The organism is Bacillus salipaludis (assembly GCF_030938565.1).
Lineage (GTDB): Bacteria > Bacillota > Bacilli > Bacillales > Cytobacillaceae > Neobacillus > Neobacillus salipaludis_A.
Window position 1 is genome coordinate 1,105,442 of the sequence record NZ_JAVGVR010000001.1, and the last position, 23,752, is coordinate 1,129,193.

The window sequence follows — 23,752 nt, forward strand, 5'->3', positions numbered from 1 at the left end:
TTGAGGAATAGGCTTAAATTCAGTCGCCTTCCACTCATGAATAATATGCTCGTCCATGGGGAGAGATTATCCACGCAGAAGACCCATTTTCCATTTTATGTGAAATAGGGGATTATGCTTTGTTTAACACAAAAAGTAAGCAGCCCTCTCAAAATTATTGCGCAGGAATTGCCTAAACTTTTAAAAAAGAAATAATCAACAAATTTTTAACTTTGGAGAAAAAAGAGTTGGGAAAACTAGTATTGTTTTTCGCCAACTCTTTTCTTTTTAGGATCTTTATTAGAAAGTCCCTTTTATAGCAAAATACTAATCTACTATTAATTTTCCCGTCATTTTAGAATGTCCTGCTCCGCATACTACAGAACAGTGGTATTCAAATGTCCCAGTTTTATTAGCAGTAAACTCAGCACTTTTATTCCCCTGAATGTTTACATTGAATGCTGGAAGTGCAAAGCCATGACCTCCATCATTACTTTGTAGAGTGATTCTTACTTTATCACCCTTTTTAACATGGATTACTTTTTTATCGTATTCAAAATCCTTTGCCATAACCTTGATAGTAACTACTTTTCCTGTTGAAGCACTTTTTGCGGCAACCTTTTGTGTATTCCCAGTTTTAGCTGTCTGTGTTGTGGTATCTGACTTTTTACTAGAAGATGTTGTCGCGCTTGAAGAATTATTACTAGTGCTTCCACATGCGCTTAACATCATTACCATTAAAGCTACTGCTGCAAATAAAAATCCCATTCTCTTTTTCATAGGTAAGATTTCTCCTCTCGAATTTTAATACCTATAAAACGTAACATATATTTACAGAGACAAAATGAAGGGTCTCTGAAAAAATTATTAAAAAAGAATGAATGTCGTTTTAAGGTTTAGAAACGTTACTGAAAATACGAAAAATGGCTCAGTGCAGGAACTGAGCCATTTTTGTGAATTTAGATTTCAATAATGATCGGAAGGATCATTGGCTTTCTCTTTGTTTGGGTGAAAAGGTATTGACCGACTGATTTTTTAATATTTTGTTTAATAACATTCCATTGCCGGATGTTTTCTCCTTGAAGGTCAGTGACGGTCTTTTTGGTAAGACGATTCACCTCTTTAAGAAGATCATCTGAATTTTTTACAAAGACGAAACCACGTGTAATCGTGTCCGGACCGGAAATAATCTTTCTGTCGGATTTACTAATAGTAATCACAATCACCAACATTCCATCTTCCGAAAGCTGCTTGCGGTCGCGAAGCACAATTTCCCCGATATCCCCCACACCCATACCGTCAACATATGTATCCCCGGATGGAACACTTCGCGTCTGGCGGGCGACCGAGTTTTCAATATCGACAACATCACCATTTTTAATAATGAAGGTGTTACCTTTTTCTACTCCAACAGATTCCGCCAGCAACTGGTGATGATGGAGCATTCTGTATTCACCATGTATCGGAATAAAATAGGTTGGTTTCATCAAGGTAAGCATAAGCTTTAGATCTTCCTGATACCCATGCCCGGAAACATGCATTCCGGTTGAACTTCCGGAGCCATAAATGACTCTTGCGCCAAGTTTAAAGAGGTTATCAATAATCCGCGATACGTCTTTTTCATTTCCAGGTATAGGAGATGCTGCTAAAATAACGGTGTCGTCTGGATAAATTGCGACATCCCGATAGCTTCCGCTAGCAAGGCGGGCGAGGGCCGCCATTGGTTCTCCCTGACTTCCGGTACAAAGTATCGCTACTCTTTCTGGCGGCAATGGATCTACATCACGTGCCTCAATCAACATCCCTTCAGGCACGGTTAAATACCCGCGTTCGATTGCAACACCTACGACATTTACCATACTTCGGCCAAGCAGTGCCAGCTTTCGATTGGTCAGCATAGCAGCATTGACAACCTGTTGAATCCGGTTCACATTCGATGCAAATGTAGACACGATAATTTTCCCATGTGCTTTCATAAAGGCCTCATCCATATGGTTACCGACCATCTGCTCTGATGGCGACAGTCCTTTACGCTCGGCATTGGTGCTTTCAGAGATTAAAGCCAGAACTCCATCGCTGCCGATTTTGGCCATTTTATGAATATCAGATGATGCATTATTGGCAGGAGTTAAATCAAATTTAAAGTCCCCTGTATGGACGACATTCCCTTCAGGTGTGTGAAAAACAATCCCCAGACAATCAGGAATACTATGGCTTGTTTTGAAAAAGGAAACCTTCATCTTGCCAAGTTCCAATATCGATTCCGAATCAATTTGAACAAGTTTGGTGTCGCCTTTGAGCCGATGTTCCTCTAACTTTAATTCAATCAGGCCAAGTGTAAAGCGGGTTGCATAAATGGGTACATTTAATTTTCGTAAAAAGTATGGAATTCCGCCGATATGGTCCTCATGTCCATGGGTCACAATCATCCCGCGAATTTTTTCTTGATTTTCCTCAAGGTAAGTGATGTCAGGGATAATTAGGTCAATTCCTAATAAACTTTCATCGGGGAACTTTCCTCCACAATCGATTATCACAATTTCCTCTGAATATTGAACCACATACATATTTTTACCGATTTCATTAATACCGCCTAAAGCGAAAATTGACAATGTATTTTCACGGGTACTCAAGTTTATACCTCCCAAAGCCAAATAGGTAAATTTAGTATTCCCGTTTCGAAATTCTTTATTTAAAATAGAGCTTTTTAAGGGATATTCATATACTAATCAATCGTTTAATTAAATCGATACGATATTATGGAGCGGCTAGTCGGCCAATTAGTCTCGCATCCCAAAAAAGGTATATTATGCTTTTATCAAGAATTAAAATAGAAACTAGTTGTAGTTAATGAAGGACAAAGATGAGTTTTTATTAAAAAAGATATTTGTCGGTATGCCGAAAAACGGTTGGGAATAAAGAGGCTGTATGTTCAATAGAACGGGAGGAGCTAGTGTGTATCAAATATCTGAAGCTCAAGTGATCAGAAATGAATTTTCAATAATTCCATATACATGGATTCGCAGTGACAAACCGAATAAAAGCATATGTATCATGCTGCCAGGCCTAGGCTATACAACGCAGCGGCCGCTTTTTGATTATGCAACGGGGTTATTTTTAAATCATCAAGTTGATGTTTTACAGATTAATTATCAGTTTACAAAGAATGAGCGGTTTAAAGAGCTTCCTGATGCGGATCAAACACAGTGGATGTACGATGATGTGAAGGTTGTCGTTGTTGAAGTTTTAAAAAATACAAATTATGAACAGTTTTTTATTTTTGGTAAATCGATTGGATCGATTCCAATGGCCAAGGAATGGTCAGAAAAAGGTTTTGTTCAAAATGCAGTTGGTATCTGGCTGACTCCCCTTGTTAAAATTGATAATGCTTATGAAGCATTATTAAATGCTGACCACCCCTCACTTTGTGTGATTGGGGACATGGACCATCATTTTAATGAGGAAAAAGTTTCAACTTTAAAAAATAATCCTCTTGTCTATACATTTATTGTGCCAGATGCTGATCATAGTTTGGAAATTGGGGGCGATATTTTTGCCTCAATAGAAGCATTAAAAGAAGTTATGAAAAGAGTAGAGGATTTTATGATGAGGTATAAACCTTATTAGTCTAAGTGGCAAGAGTAAGAGTTTTTAGCACCCATTTCTTCATCTTCCCATAGGATAGTAACAGTAAGATGGGGAGGGTAAGGGATGTATCCATATACAAATTATCATGATGCTCTTTTTAGACAACCGAATAACTTGGTCAGTGATGTTGAAAAGGCTGTAAATGGGGAGTATAGTGCAATCAATTGTTATTCCAAATTAGCAAATATGGCTAAAAATGAGGAAGAACGGCAGAGAATCCTTGAAATTCGTCAAGATGAAGTCAAGCATTTTCAACAATTCCAACAGATATATGTGAGTCTCACGGGGAGACAACCGCAGCCGAAAATTGTGGAGGAGTGTCCGGCTGCTTATTTAGACGGGTTAGAATTTGCGCTAAAAGATGAACAAAAAACGGTTGATTTTTATATGGAAATTGCTGATGCAGCTACAACAGAGCATATAAAAGAAGTATTTCGAAGAGCTGCAGCAGACGAGCAAAACCATGCGGTGTGGTTTCTTTATTATTTTACTAAACATAAATAACAGTCGATAGAACCCAGAATAACCTACTTCAGGGTTCTTTTTCATTTCTAGGGATAAGTTTGGAAAATTTTGCAGAACATAAAATGAACATTTTAAACATAGGAGTTCATTTATGAAACGACCTTTATTTAATCGTGAACCAAATAAACTGCCTTCAGATATTGGAAAGTCTGCATTCGAGTGCCGTGTACAGTTTATTAAGGATGCTTTTGGTAACACCGAGGATTTGTTAATGCTTCCTATTCTATATCATGAGGAGAAAGGAATTCTTTTCTATTTAGAAACGATATCCGATTCGGAGAAAATCCAGGAAAGTATCTTAGTTCCTTTATGTAAAAATCCAGAATTAGATTTTGGTGAGATTCCATATACTGCTGAAACAAAAAGTAAGATTATGCTTGAAGATACCATAAATGCATTGTTACAAGGAAATACAATTTTGATCGTTCATGGAGAGGATGATCTCTTTTCATTTAATACAAAGAAAGACCTATCACGAAGCCCCAAGGAGCCCGATAATGAAAAAGCAGTAAGAGGATCACATGCTGGATTTGTTGAAAGTTTATCGACAAATTTAGGCTTTATCAGGCAAGCGATTCAGAGTAAACATCTTAGAGTTAATTATCACCGTACCGGTCAATATACGAACACCCAAATAGCCGTTGTCTATATGGATGGTATAACAAACCTTACGTTGGTAAAGAGACTTGAAGAAAGACTTCAAACACTATCTACAGACATGACTTTTAGCCCCGGGTACTTAGAAGAGTTAATTGAGGATCAGCCATTATCTCCTTTTCCGCATATACTTTTTACGGAAAGACCAGACCGGGCAATTGCTCAATTAATGGAGGGAAGAATTGTCTTAATGTCCGAAGGCAGTTGTGATGTTCTTGTTCTTCCCGTATCATTTTTTTCTTTCTTTCAAACGACGGATGATTACAACAGTAGGATTTTAACAAGCTCTACTTTTCGGCTTTTAAGAGTAACGAGCTTTTTCCTCTCACTTTTATTACCAGCTTTATATATTGCAGTGATCGGTTTCCATTTTGAAATTATCCCAAATGAAATTTTATTTCTTGTAAAAAACTCGGTAGAGAACATTCCATTTCCACCTTTAATCGAGGCAATGATTATGGCGTTCACGATTGAATTAATTAGAGAAGCAGGAATTCGACTGCCATCACCAATTGGACAAACAATAGGAATTGTCGGTGGTCTGATCATCGGGGATGCAATTGTTTCGGCAGGATTAGTATCAAATATTATGGTTATCGTGATTGCCCTTACTTCGATATCATCCTATACGATTTCATCCTATGAAATGAGTAACACTGTTCGGCTGCTAACCTTTCCAATTATGCTTTCTGCTGCTACCTTTGGTTTTGTCGGAATCATCTTTTCTTTAATGTTTATCGTTGGTCACCTTTGTAAAATTGAGTCCCTTGGAACACCGTATTTTACACCTGTTGCTCCGTTTAATGTACAAGGGATGAAGGATGCATTTATTCGATTCCCACTTTGGCTTTTAAAGTTCCGACCTAGAGAGTTATTAGTTCAAAATAAAAAACGACTATATCGACCAAGAAGATGGGAAAAAAATGAAAAATGAAAACCAAATTACGAAGCTTCAGCTTATTACCTTTTTAATACAGACTCAAATAGGGGTGGCTTTTCTTTCGTTACCATACGACATTCACAAATTTGCAAAAGGAGATAGCTGGATATCCCTTCTCCTTACAGGGCTTCTTATGGAGGTTCTTGCTATTGTCTATCTGATTTTATGTAATCGGTTCCCTAAGCAGCATTTATTTCAAATCCTGCAATCAATTTTGGGAAGGGTTTTGGGAAAATGCTTAACCGTTTTTTATGCATTCTATTTCTTACTGACTGGCTCCACCATTCTAATTTTATTTGTCTATATTATAAAAAAATGGATGCTCCTTTACACTCCTTATTGGGTGATCCTTATTTTGATGTGCTCCATCGGAATATACATGGCGGTCGAAAACCTTAAGGTAATTGCCAGGTTTTATTTTCTTGCTACTTTTGTATTATTCGTTTTTATATTTACTGCTTCAATTGCTTTTAGAGATGGAAATTTTCACTATATCATGCCGATTGGTCATTCAGGAATTTTGAACATGATAAAAGGAGCTTCACATGCCACCTTAGCATGGCAGGGGATGGAAATGTTTCTGATCGTATCACCTTTTGTTATTTCAACAGGAAAGGAACGGGTTAAAGCTGTTACATTGGCTAATTTATTTGTCACCCTATTATATTCATTCCTAACCTTTGTCTGCTTAATTTACTTTAGTAATGACGAAATGATTCTGTTCCCAGAGCCTGTCCTTTATCTTTTAAAGTCTTTTACTTTCAAAATTATCGAAAGACCTGATTTAGTCCTTATTTCTCTGTGGATTATTTTGGTGGGGACATCCTTTATAAGCTACCTTTACGGTGCATCGTTAGCTGGTACTTTTTTAATAAAGAAATGGAATAGAAGGTCTTTCGTTTATTTATCAGCCATCATTTGTTTTGGTGTTGCTCTATTTTTTAATCATCAAAAAGCGATAGAAAAATTAACGCAGTTCACTACCTATGTTGGTTTCATCTTTTTAATGGTTATTCCTATATCTCTTTTAATCATTTCCCTTTTATTTAAAAAGCAGCAGAAGGGTGAATCCAATGCAAAAGATAATTAGATGGTTTATGGTAGTTTATATTCCGTTTTTCTTAACAGGCTGTTGGGACCAGCGGCTTTTAAAAGAGCAAAAAATAATTGAACTAATTGGATATGATGTTGGCTCTAAAGGGGAAGTAGTTGCTAGTACCTCGTATCCAATCGGTTTGGGGAGTTCAGGAAATTTAACTTCTAGCTCAACAACTTCTTCGAAAAGTACCATTCTTACCTCACGTGGGGAAACAGCTGGAGATTCGCTGTTACAGGAGGATTTGAAGATTTCTGAAAAAATTGACACTTCAAAAACTCAAGTGATACTTTTCGGAGAGAGGATTGCAGCAAAAGGACTCTATCAAGAACTTGATAATATTTATCGGAATCCAAAAGGTGCTCTTGGTGCAAAAGTGGCTATTGTTCAAGGAAGGGCAATGGATGCGATTCGTTTAAAACAGGTAGAGGCTGATTTAAATGGACGATATTATGATGAGTTTTTAAAAAGCGGGGTAGCAACAGGTTTTTATACAGATTATAATGTTCAGTCGGTCTGTCCTTTATTACTTAAACATACAAAGGATCCGTTATTACCGCTGATCAAAATTCATAGTAAAGGTAATCGGGCAGAATCAGTGGGGATGGCGTTGTTTAATAATGAAAAAATGACTGGAAAACTAACCATTCCAGAATCAAAGATGTTTATACTTCTTAGTGGAGCTATAAAACAGAATGTTTCCTTCTTGGTGAAAACGAATCACCGTTATCAACAAAACCAATTGAATTATGTCATTGTTGAAATTCTCAATTCCCGGCCAAAGACAAAACTAAATGTGAAAAATGGTGCAGTTACCGCAAATTTAGCCCTAAAGCTCCAATATCGGATTAGGGAATATCCTAAAAATCATTTAACAAGTCCGCTTCATTTAGAGCAGCTTAATAATGAAATAAAAGTTGGATTAACGAATACTGCTAAAAGAACGATATCGAAATTACAAAAAGCGAATTGTGATGGGTTTGGAATTGAAGAAGAAATCAAGGTCCACCATCATCGACTTTGGGAGGGAAAATATAAAAATGTTGCGATTAAAGAGATCCCAATAAAGGTAGACCTTCAATTGGAGCTGTTGAATTCTGGAATCATTAATTAAAGGTGTCTTATGCTTCATCAAAAAAGATTACGGCCATGAAACAGTTCTTCGTGGCCGCAATCGACGAAACGTTTCTCCTTTTGCTTATTTAAAAATAGTTATCAGTTTGTTGTTTTAACAAGAAAATCATCGGTTGTCTTGATTGTAGCATACAGGCTTCCAAGTGCTGCCATAAACGCAGCATGGACATCTACAGCCTTAATGGTTTTATTGTTAAAGGTAAGATCAGGGCATGTACATGCATCTTCAAGGACAGTACAACTAAAGCCAAGGTCTACAGCCGCACGGCTTGTTGCATCGATGCACATATGGCTCATCATGCCAACAATGATTACATGTTCGATACCTAGATTTTTTAATTCTGCTTCTAATGAAGTATGTAGAAAACTGTTAGGGAAATGCTTTTGAATCACAGTTTCACTTTCTAATGGTGTAACACTTTGATGAATCTGAGCTCCTTCTGTGTCCGGTGCAAAAAATGGTGCTTGTGTATCTTTGAAAATGTGTTGAATGTGAAAAAGAGGGAGATTGTTTTCACGAAAATAATCTAAGATAGTCCTCGCATTTTTCGCAGCTTTTTCTGTTTCGTGGAGTGGCATTTTTCCTCCAGGAAAATAATCATTTTGGATATCAACTAGAATTAAGGCGGTCTTGTCCAATTTATATACCCCTTTCTCTATCAAAATATTGGATTACCATTGTACATAATATTCGGCATCACTAAATAAATTACCTTTTTTCAATGTAACATCTATGCAATAAAACGGTCGAGGTTATTGAGGGCGGAAATCAGATAAGAAAAAGGAAAAGTGTCTCCAATAAGAGTTGATAGTTTCGATGATTATAGAAAAAGAGAGGGTGTGTGGGGAAGAAAAACTAAGAAGTGTGGGAAGCATCAGGATTTCATAGTACCCGTAGGGAAGAAGAACTAGGAAGTGCGGGAAGCATCAGGACTTCATAGTGCCCGTAGGGAAGAAAAACAAAAAAGCTTGGGAACTATCAGGTTCCCATAATGCCCGCGATCAAAGAAAAAGAATAGGTACGGGACCTATAAGCTGTGTATAGTTCCCGTATTCAAGCAACAAATGGTTCAAGCCAACCTCAACCATAAAAAAGTTTAACCTTGCTTTAATTTCCCCAAAGCCTCTACAGCCAAAAGCTGAAAATATTCAGATGCTGGTAGAAGGGCTGCCTCATCCACAACAAACTTCGGATGGTGTAAATCGAAAGGACCGCCTGACCCAATCATCACAAATGCACCTGGAAGCTTTTCCTGGTAAAAGGCAAAATCCTCGCCAATGGAACTGGCCTCAACTACTCTTGTCTTGTAGCCGGCTTTAGCCCCAACCTCAAGCGCAAAATCTGCCCATTCAGGCGCATTATCCACGGATGGTGGCCCCGGATGCCAAACAAGCTCTACCTTTGCATTAAACGTCACACCAATTCCGTGTGAAATTTGTTCCATGCGCTTCTGAATAAAAGCTCTCTGGGTCTTACTAAATGTCCGGACTGTTCCTTCCAGATAGGCAGTATCCGGAATTACATTCCATGTGGATCCGCTGTGAATTTGGGTAATGCTTACAACGGCCGTTTCCCTTGGTGGTACATTTCGGCTGATAATGGTTTGCAGACTGGAAATGATATGCCCGGTGATGATAATCGGATCATTTCCTTCTTCCGGTTTGGCTGCATGAGCCCCAGTTGAGGTAACATGAATTTCAAAGCGGTCGACTCCGGCAGTCAGAGCGCCATGCTTTGTCCCCAATTCACCAATTTTAAGTGTCGGATCATTATGGAGTCCGAAAATAACGTCCACATCATCTAATGCATGGGTATCGAGGATTGCTCTAGCACCATGGCCTGTTTCCTCCGCCGGTTGAAAAATCAGTCGAATCGTTCCGGCTAAGTTATTTTCTTCTTTTTTCAATAAAAAGGCAGTTCCTAAAATGACGGAGGTATGAAAATCATGCCCGCAGGCGTGCATTACGCCTTGACGTTTCGAGGTGAAGCTTACCTCGGATTGTTCCAAAATTGGCAATGCATCAATATCGCAGCGAAGCGCAATAGTTGGACCGGGTTGACTTCCTTTAATTTCAGCTACCACACCTGTTTTTAGCGGGAGGTTAAGAATGCTAATATCTTGAGATAGCAGCGCTTCTTTAATTTTTCTCGTCGTTTCAAATTCTTCATTTGACAATTCTGGTTCCAAATGAAGATTTCGTCTAAAGTTCACTAAATAATCCCCTATTTCCTTCACTTGCAAGGTGCTCATCTCCCTAACGAATTTAGGTACTATGGTAAGTATCTCAAGTAAAGAAGTCAATTAATCAAACCTCTGTAATTTCAGAATATTCGACCTGTATTGATTGACTTAAAAATAAAGAAAAGTCTAAAATAAATTAAACCTATTGAAAAACTTGAAATTACTTGAATCAAAACAGAGGTGTGCACTTTGTTTATAAAACAACCGTTGGATGAATTTTTAGGATTCCAATATGAAAGAGTCGACGAAAACAGGATAAAAGTAACTTTGCCCATTCAACCGTTATATGTAAACAGTGTTGGCGTTATACACGGAGGGATTATTTCCTCCCTCGCGGATGTAGCTATGTGCAATGTTATTGCTGCCAACGAAGATGGTACACAAAGGGTCGTGACAACCGATTTAAATGTTACTTTTTTAAAAGGAGCAAAGGGAGAATACCTTATTGCTCATGCTCATGTATTTAAGCAAGGCCGCACGCTTACCCATGCGGAATGTTCCATCTACGATGATCAAGAAAAATTAGTAGCCAAGGCAAAAGCAATTTTATTCAATAGTTGAGAGGTGCCTGACATGTCAAAAAGCGAAAACACTTCAGGAACTGTTACTGAAATAAGCTCCGATGGTTCTTTTAAACGTCAAAAAAATAGATTTATTACACCCTTTGGTACAAGCGAGGGTGAACTTCCAGTAGAAGCAGGACGATACCGGCTATTATGGTCGGCTGTCTGCCCTTGGGCCCATCGATCGGTGATTGTTCGAAGAGTACTAGGATTAGAGGAAGTTATTAGTTTGGGAACTGCAAGTCCAATGCGTCCAAAGCTTGCGCATGTGGACTGGGAATTTTCTTTGGATGAGAACGGTGTAGACCCAGTTTTAGGAATCCTCTACCTAAGTGAAATCTATAAAAAAACTGACCCCGATTATACGGGACGGCCAACGGTTCCTGTATTTGTTGATGTAAAGGAACAAAAGGTCGTTAACAATGATTATTTTAAACTAACAAACTATCTTGAAACTTCTTGGGCACCGTTTCATAAGGAAAATGCACCGAATTTGTATCCGGAACACTTACGTGAAGAGATTGATGCTCTAAACGACGTCATCTTCCATGAAGTGAACAATGGGGTGTATAAATGCGGCTTTGCCCAATCGCAGGAAGCCTATGAAGAGTCATATGATGTTCTTTTCGCCCGACTAGATGTCCTAGAGCAACGACTTGCGAAGCAGCGGTTTTTATTTGGCGATTATATTACGGACTCAGATGTTAGACTTTATGCAACGCTGGTCCGATTTGATTGTGCCTATTATTCAGCTTTCAAATGTAATCGAAATCGGATTGTGGATTTTCCAAATTTATGGGGCTACTTACGTGATTTATATCAGACACCTGGCTTTGGCGATACAACAGATTTTGATGCAATTAAGAGGCATTATCATTTATCAAACCATATCGCGAGTGATGACCAAAAAGGCCATAAAGGCATTTTGCCTAAAGGTCCAGATCTGTCAGGTCTATATTCCGAGCATAACCGCCATGAATTAAGCAGGAAGGAAGAAAAATTTTTAAGGGGATGATGGGCTATTGATTATACGTGAGGCACGATTGGAGGAATTGTCTTTTATTCGTGAACAGAGAGTCCTTGCTTACCAGGAGCATGCTGCCCGTATTCCTGAAGGCCATTGGAATGCGTTGAAACATGGAATTTCCTCAGAAGGGGATTTGCATCCAGGGGCGGTTCGGATTGTTGCCGAAAGGGATGGTGCAATTGTAGGCAGTGTGGTGTTATTCCCAGCAAAAACGGATGCTTACGAAGGGCTGTTGGTGGAGCTGGATTATCCCGAAATTCGAATGCTCGCTGTCACGCCGGAAGCCCGTGGTAAAGGTGTGGCGAAGTCGTTGATTTTAGAATGTATATCACGTGCAAAGACGCTTGGACATAGTGCAATTGGGCTCCATACCGGAGAATTTATGGAAAGTGCGATGCAGCTTTATGAAAATCTTGGTTTTGAAAGGCTGCCGGAATTCGATTTTGAGCCTGCAAATGACGGAATCATCGTCAAAGCGTACAGGCTTTCATTTTAAAAAAATCGTATCGCAGATAAAATTCCTCCGAAAGCAGATAAATGGTTGAGAATCGCAGATAAAAAGGTAATTACCGCAGATAAAATCGATTTTTTCGCAGATAACTCGTTTTTCGATGCTTCAAATTTGTGAAAAAGCAAGAGCGAAACCTCCGGCATTAACAATTATTTCATTTTATCCAGGGAAACATCAAACATCAAGCATAGAAAAACAGAAAAAATGACAGATAGGATAAGTGCCAGCAACGGTCTTTGATAATGAATCCGGAGCATTATGAACATAACAATTACGAATAATAGTGACCACAATAAGTTCCAGTTATGGTGATAGGTAATGGCACCCCATTTTATCGATAAAAATTCCAATATAACAAAAAGGACGACAAATAAAGAAATGTAAAGCACTTGGGAGGAGAGCCCTTTTCTAAAAGGATATTTTGAAAGGTAAATCCAGGTCGATAGTGGCATCCCTAGTAAAATAAGTAACAACATCGGTATCATCGCAAAAGGCAGCCCATTTGGCTCCATTTGCCATAGTTGATATTTATAGCATATGAGTTCGTATAAAGCATTTCCAAACGAAGCATACAGTAGTGTGGGATAATAGGGCTTCCAATTGCGGTCTGCTAACTTAAAGGCAGCGACAATCCAGATAATCGAGTAGGCAATTGCAATCATGAAGAACTCCTCAAAGTCGTTTTATCCTATAATTCCCAAAAGAGGATGTTGCATTCATCGTTTTAGACATTGCTAAAGTGAAAAGGGGAAGATTTTATGATTTTAGAAGCGGCTATGCTTCAAGTTAAACAAGGTAAACAGCAGGAATTCGAGGAGACTTTTCGCCAAGCCTCCAAAATAATATCCTCTATGGGTGGTTATATATCCCATGAGTTACAGCGCTGTCTGGAGGTTGACGGAAAATATTTGCTAACGGTGAAATGGGAGGCATTAGAAGACCATACTGTTGGATTTCGGCAATCAAATGAATATCAGGAATGGAAAAAGCTTTTACATCATTTTTATGATCCGTTCCCTACGGTTGAACATTTCGAAAAAGTGAATCTATCTTAAATTAAGGCTGTGTTAAACTTGGTTGTTGATTTCCGCTACAGGCACTTCGCTTTCCGTGGGCGGTTCGGCGAGCCTCCTCGTCGCTTCGCTTCTGCGGGGTCTCTCCTGTCCCGTACTCCCACAGGAGTCTTCGTGCCTTTCGCTCCAATCGACGCTTTTCAAAATCAATATTATCCTTTAACACAGACTAAATTAAAAAAGCAGTTCTACCTTATTAGAACTGCTTTTGATGTGCAATTATGCTTGTCGATACGATTTTGCAGCGTCGACCATTAGTACAATAGCCGTAACAATATGCATGATCATTCCGACAATTGGAATCCAAGCAATACAGGAAGTCACAATCCCGAGGATGCTCCCCGAAGCAGCACCGCCATCCTTTTTGGCTAAAACAAGAGTAATAATATGTAAAACAAGCATGATCCCTAGTGGTGTCCAAGCAAGACTTAAGACAATCGTTCCTCCTAGAATCGGAATTCCCAGTAATGCCTCTAAACCGCCCGTTACCCATTTAAGAACTTTGGAAGGTGACATTCTAAATCCCCCATAAATCTTTATTTATATATATAACATTGTTTATCCAATCTTATTCTGCCATTTTAATCTAAAGCTAGAAATTAATTTCCTTTTCAATGATCATAATTACCAAAAATGGAAACTAAGGTATAATATGCATATATAGAAATTAGGGGGGATTTTGGTGTCTAGCGGTCATTCCTTTTTTGCATCACAGGGCCTATTTGTCTTATTTAGCTTTTTGCCGATTATTGTTTATTTAGTGCTGATTGTACTAGGAATTCTTTTCGTCATTAAAGTTATTAAGTTTATGAATGAAAAAACAAAGTTAGATCGGGAAAGAAATGAAAAGCTTGATGAACTACTAAAGGCTATAAGTAAAAATAATGAAATTTAAATTATGATTACACAGGCTTGGAGATATCCAGGCTTTTTTATTTTTGATAAAATAGGCCAAACTCTTGCTGAATATAATTACCATGATACGTTTTTTCATCTTCTTATTGAAAGAAGGTATTTGGTGATGAAGAGCAAAATCCATCGTTGTAATTGCCGGAAAATTTGGTCCGTTCAAAACAGAAAATCTAGGGTTACCGCAAGTTCTGTTCTTCTCAATGGAACCTGGACCACTGAATTAAAACCGGAACGAAAATGTAACCCGAAAGGATTTGTGACAACCCAGAAAAGTGGAGAAATCATCTTTAATCCAACAAGTGATCTAGTGGAGCAATTTGTAAAAGTTGCAAAACTCCTGTACGACAAAGAGAATGTTCATTTTAATATCGACCAGGGGGAATACTTGTATTTTGCGGAGGATGGAACCTGTTATGTTCTTCGGAAAAAGAAAGAGGTGGGTGGTTGAAAGGAAGAGGCATCGGGGAAAATGACCGAGGCCTTTTCTTTTTATTTTCCCTCTTGCAAAACAATCAAAAATGCAATGGATATATATGCTAAAATAGTATAATGAATGGGAAGCTAATTGAGCATTCACCACTAATTTACGATCTGTCTGCCATTTCTATCAAATGTTTTTTCCTAAGAATATGGTAAAATTAGAGATGGGAATGGAGGGGGCATAATGTGATTACTTTCTACAAAATCATCGTTTTCATACATATATTTTCTGCCATAATCGGAATGGGACCAGGTTTTATTTTAACAACCGTGGTCAGAATGGGGAATACCATGACGGAGTTAAGGCATTCCTATAAAATTAGACATAAATTACATATTTTTGTGATGGTGGGCGGCACGTTATTGTTAATTACCGGATTGACCATGGGATTTCTTAATCCGGCGCTATTTCGGATGGGGTGGTATGTAACAAGCCTTATTCTCTTTTTAATTTCCTTGGCGATGGGCCCACTAGCGCTATCACCAAGATCGAAACCGATAAAAGCCCTATTGGAAACACATAAAGGCGAGGAAATCCCTGAAGAATATAAACGTTTAGCCAAAAGTCTTTTTCGGACTGAATATCTTGAAAATATCATTTTTATCATCATTATTTCGCTAATGATATTGAAACCGTTTTAAAAAAGTAGGGTGCCAGGAAAGTCCGGGCGCCCTTTCTTTTGATTTAGGACAAAAATCCTATAAATCTTCAATAACAATATAACCCGCTTTAACCGGCCCATGCACACCAACCACAAGCTTTGACTCGATGTCTGCGGAATTACTTGGCCCTGTAATAAAATTAATACAGGAAGCAATATGCTCTCCACGTTCTACTTTTTCCCGTATCATTCTTGCTGCTTGGGTCATTCTTGGAACAATTGTACTTTTGGGAATCAGGATAATCGAAGTGGTAGGTAAGAAGCTAACAGTCCGGCCCCTATCATTGCCGCTGAAAAGAACAGCTGTGCCGGATTCAGCAAGCGTAATATCACTTATCGTAATTCCTATATTAGCCCGTTCCGCCCGCTTAATATTTTCTTCTCCGATCGAAGAATCCCACTCTTGAAATTCAATCCCTTCCTCAGGCCATCTCTCATTAAACAAGGGAGATAATCCATATTCCTCAAAGCGGGGATCTTTCCACGACAAGATCGGCCCGCCGCCATAATTGGCGACCATTTTATTTATGGTTCCAGCTAATTTGATTTTATTAGTTATAACAATGTCTGTAAGGATGTTCCCACATTGTCGTTTCAAAACGTCCAATAACTCATCTGAACTTGCATCTTTTAATACCGCATCCTGAGGGGAGTATTTCCACTTTGGCCTTTCTACCCCCACGGTTACTAAATCTCTTCCTAGACGCCCAGCAATATTACTAAGAAATTCATCCCTATTTTGTATGGAACCCTTCATGATCTGTCCTCTCCTTTCGAACGGTTTTTAAACCAATCACGAAAGCGCTCTTTATTAGGCGCAGGAAATTCCCGAATTTCTGTCCATGCCTTTAATGGGCCCGGGCCTTTTGAGATTTTATCTCCGACAGTAAAGGGATTCATCATAGACGGTGCAAGTTTTGATCCTAATTTATAAAGAGAGGGGGAAGCGGCACCAAGTCCGAATGCTTTCATTACGAGTTTTTCTGAAATGGGTGCTCTTCCTTCTTTTTCGACGATGATTTGCCGATGTTTATGAAGCAATTCGTGTAACGGTATTTTTACCGGGCAGGCTTCCGTACAAGCCCCGCATAATGTCGATGCATAGGGAAGCTCTTTGTAGTCATCGTAACCGCCTAGTAATGGTGATAAAACCGCTCCGATTGGTCCGGAGTAAATAGAACCGTAAGAATGCCCCCCGACATGACGGTATACAGGACAAACATTCACACAAGCTGCACAGCGGATGCATTGGAGAATTGAATGGAACTCACCGCCAAGAATATCTGCCCGGCCATTATCAACAATCACTAAATGAAACTCGTCCGGTCCATCGGCATCGCCTTCATCTCTTGGTCCCGATAACACGGTAACATAGCTTGTCAGCTTTTGGCCGACGGCGCTTCTTGTTAGCAGGCTAACAAGGACATCCAACTCTTCATGAGTTGGTACAAGCCTTTCCATTCCCATCACTGTAATTTGGGTTTTTGGTAGAGCTGTTACCAAATCCGCATTTCCTTCATTTGTTACTAAGCAGATGGAACCTGTTTCTGCAATGGCAAAATTACAGCCAGTAATGCCGATATCAGCGGTTAAATATTCGTTGCGGAGTGTTTCACGGGCATGCAAGGCCATCTCTTCAGGCTTGTCTGACTTTTGATAGTTTAATTTTTTCACAAAAACTTCCCTGATTTGCTCTTTATTTTTATGCATGGCAGGGCCGACGATATGGGAGGGAAGATCATGGTCATCCAATTGCAGTATATATTCTCCTAAATCGGTTTCAATGACCTCACAGCCTGCACTTTCTAAGCAGGCATTCAAATTAATTTCTTCTGTAACCATTGATTTGGACTTAACAACCTTTTTACCTTGTTTCGTTTCAACTATTCTACGAATATATTGATTTGCGTCATCCGCTGTTTTTGCAAAATAGACATGGCCGCCTCTGCTTGCGACATTTTCACTTAATTGATATAAATAAAAATCCAGGTTTTCTAGCACGTGTTTACGGATTTCTTCACCGTGTGAACGCCATTCCTCCCAGTTGCCAAGCTCTTCCGCCGCCATTAGCTTCCTTGAACTTAAGTTATCCTGAGCACTGGATACTGCACCTCTCATAAACGCGTTGTTAATTCCGGCATCTACCCGATGATTAAAAGCTTCCGTTCCAATTTTCATCGGCATAATTCTTCCCCCCTAATAATGAGCTGATTTTTATAATTTATCTAAATATTCTTATTATAACTAAATAGATTACCATAATTAATTGAGTATGTATACGAGGCCAGTATATTGCCCTATAAGGGTCAACACACATAAGAAAGGGAAAAGAAAAGCTGTTTCATTGCCCGATGAGGGTCAACAAACATGAAAAAGGGAAAAGAAAGACTGTTTCATTGCCCGATTAGGGTCAACAAACAGGAAAAAGGGAAAAGAAAGACTGTTTCATTGCCTGATGAGGAAGCCGTTCTTCCAAAAATGAACAAGTAAAAAGATTGAAAGTTAATTGGATCAAATAACGGAACAAAAATAGTTTAACTTACCAGAACTCGACTGAGATAGTCGAGTTATTAAAATCCCCCATTATTTAGGTGTCTCTTTTAAAGTAACCTTCTTTACTTGCTCTGTTTGGTTGTTAAACTCAATATCGATAAAAACCCCAAATTCCTTTCCATTTTCTTTTAACCAAAGCTTGAATTTTTCCGTAGAAGTTGTGGGGCCACTGATTCTGCCAATATGAAGGTAGTCAATAATTTGTGCCTTCGGATACTTTTCTTTTGTCTTCTTCATCGCAAAAACTCCCCACTTCGCATAGGGAGGAATAGGCTTCCGTTGTGCGTATGCTGTATTCAATAAATTTCTTGGAACAATGATTTCTGAGCAAAAAACAACTGACAAGGCCAAACTAATAAGTAGCTTTTTCAAGGATTTTCCCTCTTTTGTTTTTAATGTTATTTTTCCATATGAAGTAAAAACTTATGTAAATCTCAGCGATTTAGTATAGAGTTTTGACTCATAGTGCTTAAATAGTATATTGCTGCGGCAAATTGAAAGAGCACACAAAAATGTGTGCTCTAAAGGTTTTTTGTTATCTTTTTTTCTTTTTAGAATTATCTACAACTGCCGCAAGCTTGTTTTTATTAACGGTTTCCAAAACAATTTGCACCTGGAACTTTTGCTCATCCACGCTAGTAACACTCGAAACCTTTCCTTTACGGCCTTTAATTTTTAAATCCTCGCCAACCGATGGAACACGTTGAAGAAGCTGCGTTAATAAAAGATTTTTGTTTTCAAAAAAATAAACAACAAACATTTTACTCTCTCCTATTTCATATGATTTTGGGTATTCTTCATATAAAATATTTTAGAAAGATTCAATTTAGACCATATTTTAAAATGAGCTTGATTTTTATAATGGAATGGATGAGAAATAATAAAGAGCCTGAGGATTACCTCAAGCTCTTATTACAACCCTATTTTATATTAAAACCACAATCTTTTATTATAATCATAATCGGGGATATCGAAATTCTCTTCAATTTCTTTATTTGGGATGTTTTCTTCACAAGGTTCTTCAGACTGATTGTATACACGTAGTTCAAATAAAAGTTCCATTGTTTCTATCCCCTCTCCTATTTATATTTTTATTTTAATGGAAGCGGTTCCATTTGTCAGGTGGTTTTTACTGGAAAAATAAGAAATGGTATTTTTGTCTCAATTCATTAATTTTTTATCATGAGAAGAAAAGAAAAAAATGAGATAAATCATTCATTATAAAGGACCATTTCAAAGGGGTTCTTTTTATAAACCCATTTTTTGTTAAAATGGAGGATAAAAATGGAATAGTGTCGAATATAAGTTTACTAGAATAATTTTTGATTCGTGTTTAATTAGGAAGGGAGCTAGATCAAATGGGTAGTAAATACTCATTAGGAGCCTGTTTTATCATTATCGGGTTAGCTTTTATGTTGTATAGTCCAAACATTGCAGAGGAATGGACTGATTATATTAAATATCCAGAGGATGGAACTTTTTATTATTATGATTATATGTCGCGTTCAATTGTCATCACCTTAATAGGTTTTAGTGTTCAATTAACCGGCATATTAGTTATATTGTTTTCGTATTTTTCAAAAAGATCAAGGCGTTAAAAATTGTAGGACAAACTTTTGAAATAAATAGTATGATTAGGTGGATGGGGATGTATTGGAAATTAAGAATACCTTTATTGTTTCTTGTCATTGGGATTTTGGGTGGTCTTAGGGATCGGTTTCCTGATCTGTTTTTTGAAGGTTCCCCGAACTGGGTTAGATTTTTATTTAATTTATTATTATACCTAGCTATCTTTTGGATTTTAGAAAAAACAAAAATAGCCGAAAAGAAAATTCATTTTGCCATTGGAATCTTGTTCGTCCTTCTAGGAATGGAATTTAAAACAGGCTTAATCCAAAAATAAATAGAACAATCCTCTAAAGGAAGTGCACATTTTGTCTAAAAATCAACTCCATTCAAGTAATCACAGCATTAGTCCAGAGATTCTCCGTTCTGACTGCAGCAATTGTTTTGGTTTGTGCTGCGTTGCCTTACCGTTCGCAGCCTCAGCAGACTTTGCAGTAGGAAAAGAAGGCGGCTGTCCTTGCTCGAATCTTCAAGCGGATTTTCGCTGCGGTATCCATAAAGATTTAAGGAAAATGGGCTTTAAAGGCTGCACGGTATATGAATGCTTTGGTGCTGGTCAAAAGGTTTCTCAAATTACTTTTGAAGGGAACGACTGGCGCGAGAATCCTCAATCTGCGAAACAAATGTTTGATGTGTTTCCAGTGATGCAGCAGCTTCATGAGATGCTCTTGTATTTAAACGAAGCGCTAATGTTAAAGGAAACTCATTCCATCCACAAAGAGCTCAAATCCATGCTTCAGAAAACAGAGGAGCTTACCTTTCTTGATCCCGAATCTCTAATGGAACTAGATTTGCCTGCACATCGGGCAGAGGTAAATGTGTTGCTCCTTAAGACTAGTGAACTAGTACGTACTGAGTCAGGGGGCAAGAAGAACGGATCGAAAAGCTCTCGAAAAACCTACGGTCGGGGAGCTGATTTGTTTGGAGCAAATCTTCGAAAGGTTAATCTCCAAGGTGCGAATTTAAGAGGAGCATGTCTCATTGCAGCAAATCTTAAGGATGCCGATTTAAGAGGGTCGGATCTGATTGGTGCGGACTTCCGCGACGCAGATATTAGTGGAGCTAACTTAATCGGAACGATATTTCTCACGCAGGCTCAAATCAACGCAGCAAAGGGCGATGTAAACACAAAATTACCGCAAACACTTACCCGCCCAGCCCATTGGCTTACTAAAGAAAATAAATAAGAGACAGAGATTATTTAAGGGAGTATACAATGCCGATTTATTATTTTACTTTTGACGCCATACCCTTAGCAGAAAATCCCGAAAAAAAGGAATGTGCCGGTGCAGTTGTCTGTTGCTGGGTGGATTCAATTGATGTTAACTTCGCATTAGCAAAAGCAAAAAACTACATAACCAATGAAGGCTGGGAAGTAATTACGGTAGAGGAACAGTTTATTGCTACTCGTGAACAGTATGAAGATGATTCTGAAAATGAGGATGCACTTGAGTGTTATGATGAAGCAGCTAGCGAGGGTGTCTCTGCTATCTTTTATATTTGGCCGTATGATGATTAAACTAAAACGTAAAGGGCACCAAGTGATAATGGCTTGGTGCCCCTGTTGCATTGTAATAAGGTGGAACTTTAATCTAAAAGCCATATCAAGTAAAATATTTAAAGCTTTCTGCCAAATAAAACGACAAAATTATAGTATTTATAGATGCAATCAACATCTTGAAAACCGCTAGCTTTCAACCATTTGATTTGTTCCCCAAGCGCAGCCATTTTATCAAGCTTTGTTCGGTCATAAGCAGCCTCAATTTCTTGCTTCGTTAAACCGCTTTTTTCGATTTTGTTTTTCCAGTCATTTTTGTATAGCGACTCAATAAATGGTGTATTCCCCAGCACTTGATCCGCGTTTATGAAAATCCCGCCCTCTTTAACAAAAAGAAAATTCTATCATATAATTTTTGTTTCTCTTCATCTGAAAGATGGTGGATGGAAAGGGATGAGATGACGACATCAAACTTCTCTTCAAACCTATAGTTAGTATAATCTGCAACAATGTAGCGGATATCCTGGTGGCAGCTAAAACGCTCCCTTGAAACATCCATCATTTTTTCTGATAAATCAATCAATGTCATACGGGCATTTGGATATTTTTCTTTTAGAAAAAAAGAAAATAGTCCTGTTCCTGCACCAATATCCAGAACGGATGGGGCTTCAGTTTTAGTCTGAATGATTGAAACGGGAATGGAGTAGAAGTCATCAAAACATGGAATTAACTTTCTTCTTTGATGATCATAATTCAGTGCATTTTCGTCAAATTTTCTTTTAATCCTATTTGTTGTCTCGTTCAATCTAATCAGCCCCTTTTGAATGTAACTTAATATGAATTATAAAAGAGTTCCTATATAATGAAAATTAACAAATTTCAATAAAATCAATAACCCTTCGTTATTAAATAAAGGACTGTAAGTGAAATGGATATAAAGTGGTTAAAAACATTTATCCTAGCGGCTAAATATGAAAATTTCCGGAAAGCAGCGGAGGAATTATTTTTGACACAACCAGCTGTTACCAAGCACATAAAGAGGTTGGAGGAGTATTTGCACATTTCTTTATTTGTACGGACAGGGAAAAATGTCACTCTTACTTCGGCAGGTTCTAGGTTCCTCTCGTCTGCCCTCAAAATTTTGAATAGATATGACGATGAGATGGAGGAATTCGAAGGATGGAAACAAGGATACAATCGTAAACTGACGATTGCGGTGGCCCCTCAAATCGCTGCATCTGTTCTCCCAATATTTTTGCGGACTTTTATCGAACAACACCCGGATATTGAGGTGATCATCAATGTTGTTCGTTCTTTTGAGATTGGTGAAGATATAAGCCTTGGCAAAGCTGACATTGGGTTATCAAGGATGAAACCGATTCAAACAGATCTGTTTTATGAAATTATTCATCGTGATCCAGTAATTATGGTGGCTCCAAATCTGGAGGGAAAAGAACAGGAACAGACGCATATAAATGAGGAGAACGTTCTTCAGCAATTCAGGTTATTAACCGATAACCATCCAGCCTATTGGGACACGCTACTGTCAGAGATTAAAAGATACTATCCAAGAATTCGGACAATCCCTGTTACTCAAATGGAAATTACCAAGCGGTTTATCGAAACGGGACTGGGTATTTCCTATTTACCGTTATCGATTGTTCAGGAAGAATTAAAAAATGGAAAAATGGTTGAGATAAAACCGGATAAAATCAATCTTCCTGATTCTTTTACCTATGTCATCACGAAACGAGAAACGCCGGAAGCAGGGGAATTTAGCTCCTCAATTAGGTACTGGATGAGGGAATTTGAGAAAAAATAGAGAAGTTTTAAAGATTGAAAATTAAAGGATTTAGATAGAGAATAAAACCAAAAGGAAAGGTGTATTAAAAGGCATCGTGCAATGCGATGCCTTTTTTACTCCACAGCGAAGGTAAAGGTTTCTTTTAATGGCCTGCCTTCTTGGCCCTTTTGTGTCCAAATCACTTCTACCTCTAATTCTGTAGCTTTATCAGTCAAAGGAAAATTTTCAAAACGAAAAGGTTTACCCTTATTCAATTGTTTGGCTAAAGAGATTGCCTGTTCAAAGCGGCCTTCGGTGCACTCTTCCCCATCAGGGCATCCAAAAAGAGAGAACTTTGTCGTGGAATTTGGTTCATTCCGATACATAAACACTTCCACTGAATTTACCTTTTTACCAATGTTATGGACCTCTAAAGAATAAGTATTAAACTTTCCCTTTTTGGATTTAGCCAGTCCCTTGCCATGCCCGGGAACTGCTACTTCCACGGACCATTGCATCGATGAATGTTTGATTGGTAATTTATTGAAGCTCAGCGCCTCTGTCTCTAAAGCGATTGAGATAAGGAATAAAAGAATTAACGCAAAGGTGGTAAGTTTTGTTTTCATATTTCAAATTTCCCCCAACATTTAGTCAGTCGGGATTATTTTTCCCAAAATAGAATGGAATATGAAATGTTTTTTATTGATAGAAGGGAGAATAACTGTGAATAATGGTTGAAATCGAGTAATCTATAAACTTTGTTCTCCATTTATGATAAACTATTCAATTCAGACAGTGGCATTGTAGGCTTATGTTCCCATATAATCAATACTAAAAATGCT

At 38.2% G+C, this 23,752-nt stretch carries 33 protein-coding genes; 18 read left to right on the forward strand and 15 right to left on the reverse strand.

Going from position 1 to position 23,752, the window contains the following annotated elements:
* Positions 1-306: 306 nt before the first annotated feature.
* Together RCG21_RS05350 and RCG21_RS05355 are read right to left on the reverse strand one after the other, a co-directional pair.
* Positions 307-759, reverse strand: coding sequence for a cupredoxin domain-containing protein (locus tag RCG21_RS05350; RefSeq protein ID WP_133336577.1), 453 nt, complete (start codon positions 757-759; stop codon positions 307-309).
* Positions 760-938: 179 nt separating this feature from the next.
* Positions 939-2,612, reverse strand: a complete 1,674-nt coding sequence (locus RCG21_RS05355; RefSeq protein WP_133336575.1) for a ribonuclease J — start codon at positions 2,610-2,612, stop codon at positions 939-941.
* Positions 2,613-2,934: 322 nt separating this feature from the next.
* On the opposite strand from RCG21_RS05355, the gene RCG21_RS05360 reads away from it, so the two are divergent.
* The 5 genes from RCG21_RS05360 (at position 2,935) to RCG21_RS05380 (ending at position 7,959) form a co-directional block, all read left to right on the forward strand.
* Positions 2,935-3,606: an alpha/beta family hydrolase gene (locus RCG21_RS05360; RefSeq protein ID WP_133336573.1), complete on the forward strand. Its 672-nt coding sequence runs from the start codon at positions 2,935-2,937 to the stop codon at positions 3,604-3,606.
* 84 nt (positions 3,607-3,690) lie between these two features.
* On the forward strand, positions 3,691-4,131 hold the full coding sequence (locus RCG21_RS05365; protein WP_133336571.1) for a ferritin-like domain-containing protein: 441 nt from the start codon (positions 3,691-3,693) through the stop codon (positions 4,129-4,131).
* 112 nt (positions 4,132-4,243) lie between these two features.
* A complete protein-coding gene (locus RCG21_RS05370) occupies positions 4,244-5,743 on the forward strand; it encodes a spore germination protein (protein WP_133336569.1) in 1,500 nt (499 codons plus the stop codon).
* Complete coding sequence (locus RCG21_RS05375; protein ID WP_133336567.1) at positions 5,733-6,839, forward strand: GerAB/ArcD/ProY family transporter; 1,107 nt, start codon at positions 5,733-5,735, stop codon at positions 6,837-6,839. The genes RCG21_RS05370 and RCG21_RS05375 overlap by 11 nt, the downstream gene beginning before the upstream one ends.
* A complete protein-coding gene (locus tag RCG21_RS05380) occupies positions 6,823-7,959 on the forward strand; it encodes a Ger(x)C family spore germination protein (protein ID WP_133336565.1) in 1,137 nt (378 codons plus the stop codon). The genes RCG21_RS05375 and RCG21_RS05380 overlap by 17 nt, the downstream gene beginning before the upstream one ends.
* A gap of 101 nt (positions 7,960-8,060) precedes the next feature.
* On the opposite strand, the gene RCG21_RS05385 is transcribed toward RCG21_RS05380, so the two are convergent.
* Together RCG21_RS05385 and RCG21_RS05390 are read right to left on the reverse strand one after the other, a co-directional pair.
* On the reverse strand, positions 8,061-8,618 hold the full coding sequence (locus RCG21_RS05385; protein ID WP_268884112.1) for a cysteine hydrolase family protein: 558 nt from the start codon (positions 8,616-8,618) through the stop codon (positions 8,061-8,063).
* Between the two features lie 458 nt (positions 8,619-9,076).
* A complete protein-coding gene (locus RCG21_RS05390; protein ID WP_133336784.1) occupies positions 9,077-10,231 on the reverse strand; it encodes an amidohydrolase in 1,155 nt (384 codons plus the stop codon).
* Positions 10,232-10,402: 171 nt separating this feature from the next.
* Here RCG21_RS05390 and RCG21_RS05395 point away from each other — a divergent pair, with 171 nt between their 5' ends.
* The 3 genes from RCG21_RS05395 to RCG21_RS05405 are packed head-to-tail and all read left to right on the forward strand — an operon-like array spanning position 10,403 to position 12,308.
* Positions 10,403-10,783 (forward strand): PaaI family thioesterase, encoded by a 381-nt coding sequence (locus RCG21_RS05395; protein WP_372512577.1) that lies wholly within the window; start codon positions 10,403-10,405, stop codon positions 10,781-10,783.
* Between the two features lie 12 nt (positions 10,784-10,795).
* Entirely contained in the window at positions 10,796-11,800 is a 1,005-nt protein-coding gene (locus RCG21_RS05400; RefSeq protein ID WP_133336559.1) for a glutathione S-transferase family protein, read from the forward strand.
* 7 nt (positions 11,801-11,807) lie between these two features.
* Positions 11,808-12,308 carry a GNAT family N-acetyltransferase gene (locus tag RCG21_RS05405; RefSeq protein WP_133336557.1) on the forward strand — a complete coding sequence of 167 codons (501 nt, stop codon included), beginning with the start codon at positions 11,808-11,810 and terminating at the stop codon, positions 12,306-12,308.
* Here RCG21_RS05405 and RCG21_RS05410 read toward each other — a convergent pair.
* On the reverse strand, positions 12,305-12,448 hold the full coding sequence (locus RCG21_RS05410; protein WP_165976315.1) for a hypothetical protein: 144 nt from the start codon (positions 12,446-12,448) through the stop codon (positions 12,305-12,307). The two genes, RCG21_RS05405 and RCG21_RS05410, sit on opposite strands and share 4 nt — an antisense overlap.
* A gap of 24 nt (positions 12,449-12,472) precedes the next feature.
* Positions 12,473-12,985, reverse strand: coding sequence for a CBO0543 family protein (locus RCG21_RS05415; protein ID WP_133336555.1), 513 nt, complete (start codon positions 12,983-12,985; stop codon positions 12,473-12,475).
* A 96-nt stretch (positions 12,986-13,081) separates the two neighbouring features.
* On the opposite strand from RCG21_RS05415, the gene RCG21_RS05420 reads away from it, so the two are divergent.
* On the forward strand, positions 13,082-13,378 hold the full coding sequence (locus RCG21_RS05420) for an antibiotic biosynthesis monooxygenase family protein (RefSeq protein ID WP_133336553.1): 297 nt from the start codon (positions 13,082-13,084) through the stop codon (positions 13,376-13,378).
* 237 nt (positions 13,379-13,615) lie between these two features.
* Here the strand turns inward: RCG21_RS05420 and RCG21_RS05425 are convergent, their stop codons facing one another.
* Positions 13,616-13,912: a hypothetical protein gene (locus tag RCG21_RS05425; protein ID WP_133336551.1), complete on the reverse strand. Its 297-nt coding sequence runs from the start codon at positions 13,910-13,912 to the stop codon at positions 13,616-13,618.
* Between the two features lie 166 nt (positions 13,913-14,078).
* On the opposite strand from RCG21_RS05425, the gene RCG21_RS05430 reads away from it, so the two are divergent.
* The 3 genes from RCG21_RS05430 to RCG21_RS05440 all read left to right on the forward strand — a co-directional run bounded on the left by RCG21_RS05430 (position 14,079) and on the right by RCG21_RS05440 (position 15,430).
* Complete coding sequence (locus tag RCG21_RS05430; RefSeq protein WP_133336549.1) at positions 14,079-14,291, forward strand: hypothetical protein; 213 nt, start codon at positions 14,079-14,081, stop codon at positions 14,289-14,291.
* A 126-nt stretch (positions 14,292-14,417) separates the two neighbouring features.
* Positions 14,418-14,756 carry a hypothetical protein gene (locus RCG21_RS05435; RefSeq protein ID WP_133336547.1) on the forward strand — a complete coding sequence of 113 codons (339 nt, stop codon included), beginning with the start codon at positions 14,418-14,420 and terminating at the stop codon, positions 14,754-14,756.
* 218 nt (positions 14,757-14,974) lie between these two features.
* Complete coding sequence (locus tag RCG21_RS05440) at positions 14,975-15,430, forward strand: DUF2269 family protein (RefSeq protein ID WP_133336545.1); 456 nt, start codon at positions 14,975-14,977, stop codon at positions 15,428-15,430.
* 57 nt (positions 15,431-15,487) lie between these two features.
* On the opposite strand, the gene RCG21_RS05445 is transcribed toward RCG21_RS05440, so the two are convergent.
* Together RCG21_RS05445 and RCG21_RS05450 are read right to left on the reverse strand one after the other, a co-directional pair.
* Entirely contained in the window at positions 15,488-16,207 is a 720-nt protein-coding gene (locus RCG21_RS05445) for a LutC/YkgG family protein (RefSeq protein ID WP_133336543.1), read from the reverse strand.
* Positions 16,204-17,634, reverse strand: coding sequence for a LutB/LldF family L-lactate oxidation iron-sulfur protein (locus RCG21_RS05450; protein ID WP_133336541.1), 1,431 nt, complete (start codon positions 17,632-17,634; stop codon positions 16,204-16,206). Before RCG21_RS05450 ends, RCG21_RS05445 begins: the two co-directional genes overlap by 4 nt.
* Positions 17,635-17,817: 183 nt before the next feature.
* Here RCG21_RS05450 and RCG21_RS05455 point away from each other — a divergent pair, with 183 nt between their 5' ends.
* Positions 17,818-17,940: a hypothetical protein gene (locus RCG21_RS05455; protein ID WP_268884111.1), complete on the forward strand. Its 123-nt coding sequence runs from the start codon at positions 17,818-17,820 to the stop codon at positions 17,938-17,940.
* A gap of 93 nt (positions 17,941-18,033) precedes the next feature.
* Here the strand turns inward: RCG21_RS05455 and RCG21_RS05460 are convergent, their stop codons facing one another.
* From RCG21_RS05460 to RCG21_RS05470, 3 genes are all read right to left on the reverse strand, one after another.
* A complete protein-coding gene (locus tag RCG21_RS05460) occupies positions 18,034-18,375 on the reverse strand; it encodes a DUF3889 domain-containing protein (RefSeq protein ID WP_133336539.1) in 342 nt (113 codons plus the stop codon).
* 163 nt (positions 18,376-18,538) lie between these two features.
* Entirely contained in the window at positions 18,539-18,763 is a 225-nt protein-coding gene (locus RCG21_RS05465) for a hypothetical protein (RefSeq protein WP_133336537.1), read from the reverse strand.
* 170 nt (positions 18,764-18,933) lie between these two features.
* Positions 18,934-19,065, reverse strand: a complete 132-nt coding sequence (locus tag RCG21_RS05470; RefSeq protein ID WP_268884110.1) for a hypothetical protein — start codon at positions 19,063-19,065, stop codon at positions 18,934-18,936.
* 296 nt (positions 19,066-19,361) lie between these two features.
* On the opposite strand from RCG21_RS05470, the gene RCG21_RS05475 reads away from it, so the two are divergent.
* Genes RCG21_RS05475 through RCG21_RS05490 form a run of 4 tightly spaced genes read left to right on the forward strand, consistent with a single transcriptional unit; the run spans position 19,362 to position 21,148 of the window.
* Entirely contained in the window at positions 19,362-19,601 is a 240-nt protein-coding gene (locus RCG21_RS05475) for a hypothetical protein (protein WP_133336535.1), read from the forward strand.
* A gap of 50 nt (positions 19,602-19,651) precedes the next feature.
* Positions 19,652-19,906 carry a hypothetical protein gene (locus tag RCG21_RS05480; protein ID WP_308912936.1) on the forward strand — a complete coding sequence of 85 codons (255 nt, stop codon included), beginning with the start codon at positions 19,652-19,654 and terminating at the stop codon, positions 19,904-19,906.
* A 28-nt stretch (positions 19,907-19,934) separates the two neighbouring features.
* On the forward strand, positions 19,935-20,816 hold the full coding sequence (locus RCG21_RS05485) for a pentapeptide repeat-containing protein (RefSeq protein ID WP_372512746.1): 882 nt from the start codon (positions 19,935-19,937) through the stop codon (positions 20,814-20,816).
* A 29-nt stretch (positions 20,817-20,845) separates the two neighbouring features.
* Positions 20,846-21,148: a hypothetical protein gene (locus RCG21_RS05490; RefSeq protein ID WP_133336529.1), complete on the forward strand. Its 303-nt coding sequence runs from the start codon at positions 20,846-20,848 to the stop codon at positions 21,146-21,148.
* Positions 21,149-21,246: 98 nt separating this feature from the next.
* Here the strand turns inward: RCG21_RS05490 and RCG21_RS05495 are convergent, their stop codons facing one another.
* Both RCG21_RS05495 and RCG21_RS05500 read right to left on the reverse strand, forming a co-directional pair.
* Entirely contained in the window at positions 21,247-21,480 is a 234-nt protein-coding gene (locus RCG21_RS05495; protein ID WP_308912937.1) for a hypothetical protein, read from the reverse strand.
* Between the two features lie 11 nt (positions 21,481-21,491).
* Positions 21,492-21,932 (reverse strand): class I SAM-dependent methyltransferase, encoded by a 441-nt coding sequence (locus RCG21_RS05500; RefSeq protein WP_308912938.1) that lies wholly within the window; start codon positions 21,930-21,932, stop codon positions 21,492-21,494.
* Positions 21,933-22,055: 123 nt separating this feature from the next.
* Here RCG21_RS05500 and RCG21_RS05505 point away from each other — a divergent pair, with 123 nt between their 5' ends.
* Positions 22,056-22,949, forward strand: coding sequence for a LysR family transcriptional regulator (locus RCG21_RS05505; protein ID WP_133336525.1), 894 nt, complete (start codon positions 22,056-22,058; stop codon positions 22,947-22,949).
* Positions 22,950-23,044: 95 nt separating this feature from the next.
* On the opposite strand, the gene RCG21_RS05510 is transcribed toward RCG21_RS05505, so the two are convergent.
* The gene (locus RCG21_RS05510) at positions 23,045-23,536 is read right to left on the reverse strand and encodes a YozF family protein (RefSeq protein WP_133336523.1); all 492 of its coding nucleotides are present in this window, start codon (positions 23,534-23,536) and stop codon (positions 23,045-23,047) included.
* Positions 23,537-23,752 lie beyond the last annotated feature (216 nt).

What these genes read in the sequence shown, in the direction of transcription:
- RCG21_RS05350 (WP_133336577.1), bottom strand. Translation starts at nt 759, where the DNA reads ATGAAAAAGAGAATGGGATTTTTATTTGCAGCAGTAGCTTTAATGGTA.
- RCG21_RS05365 (WP_133336571.1), top strand. Translation starts at nt 3,691, where the DNA reads ATGTATCCATATACAAATTATCATGATGCTCTTTTTAGACAACCGAAT.
- RCG21_RS05370 (WP_133336569.1), top strand. Translation starts at nt 4,244, where the DNA reads ATGAAACGACCTTTATTTAATCGTGAACCAAATAAACTGCCTTCAGAT.
- RCG21_RS05375 (WP_133336567.1), top strand. Translation starts at nt 5,733, where the DNA reads ATGAAAAATGAAAACCAAATTACGAAGCTTCAGCTTATTACCTTTTTA.
- RCG21_RS05380 (WP_133336565.1), top strand. Translation starts at nt 6,823, where the DNA reads ATGCAAAAGATAATTAGATGGTTTATGGTAGTTTATATTCCGTTTTTC.
- RCG21_RS05390 (WP_133336784.1), bottom strand. Translation starts at nt 10,231, where the DNA reads ATGAGCACCTTGCAAGTGAAGGAAATAGGGGATTATTTAGTGAACTTT.
- RCG21_RS05400 (WP_133336559.1), top strand. Translation starts at nt 10,796, where the DNA reads ATGTCAAAAAGCGAAAACACTTCAGGAACTGTTACTGAAATAAGCTCC.
- RCG21_RS05415 (WP_133336555.1), bottom strand. Translation starts at nt 12,985, where the DNA reads ATGATTGCAATTGCCTACTCGATTATCTGGATTGTCGCTGCCTTTAAG.
- RCG21_RS05420 (WP_133336553.1), top strand. Translation starts at nt 13,082, where the DNA reads ATGATTTTAGAAGCGGCTATGCTTCAAGTTAAACAAGGTAAACAGCAG.
- RCG21_RS05425 (WP_133336551.1), bottom strand. Translation starts at nt 13,912, where the DNA reads ATGTCACCTTCCAAAGTTCTTAAATGGGTAACGGGCGGTTTAGAGGCA.
- RCG21_RS05435 (WP_133336547.1), top strand. Translation starts at nt 14,418, where the DNA reads ATGAAGAGCAAAATCCATCGTTGTAATTGCCGGAAAATTTGGTCCGTT.
- RCG21_RS05445 (WP_133336543.1), bottom strand. Translation starts at nt 16,207, where the DNA reads ATGAAGGGTTCCATACAAAATAGGGATGAATTTCTTAGTAATATTGCT.
- RCG21_RS05450 (WP_133336541.1), bottom strand. Translation starts at nt 17,634, where the DNA reads ATGCCGATGAAAATTGGAACGGAAGCTTTTAATCATCGGGTAGATGCC.
- RCG21_RS05455 (WP_268884111.1), top strand. Translation starts at nt 17,818, where the DNA reads ATGAAAAAGGGAAAAGAAAGACTGTTTCATTGCCCGATTAGGGTCAAC.
- RCG21_RS05465 (WP_133336537.1), bottom strand. Translation starts at nt 18,763, where the DNA reads ATGTTTGTTGTTTATTTTTTTGAAAACAAAAATCTTTTATTAACGCAG.
- RCG21_RS05470 (WP_268884110.1), bottom strand. Translation starts at nt 19,065, where the DNA reads ATGGAACTTTTATTTGAACTACGTGTATACAATCAGTCTGAAGAACCT.
- RCG21_RS05475 (WP_133336535.1), top strand. Translation starts at nt 19,362, where the DNA reads ATGGGTAGTAAATACTCATTAGGAGCCTGTTTTATCATTATCGGGTTA.
- RCG21_RS05480 (WP_308912936.1), top strand. Translation starts at nt 19,652, where the DNA reads ATGTATTGGAAATTAAGAATACCTTTATTGTTTCTTGTCATTGGGATT.
- RCG21_RS05490 (WP_133336529.1), top strand. Translation starts at nt 20,846, where the DNA reads ATGCCGATTTATTATTTTACTTTTGACGCCATACCCTTAGCAGAAAAT.
- RCG21_RS05505 (WP_133336525.1), top strand. Translation starts at nt 22,056, where the DNA reads ATGGATATAAAGTGGTTAAAAACATTTATCCTAGCGGCTAAATATGAA.
- RCG21_RS05510 (WP_133336523.1), bottom strand. Translation starts at nt 23,536, where the DNA reads ATGAAAACAAAACTTACCACCTTTGCGTTAATTCTTTTATTCCTTATC.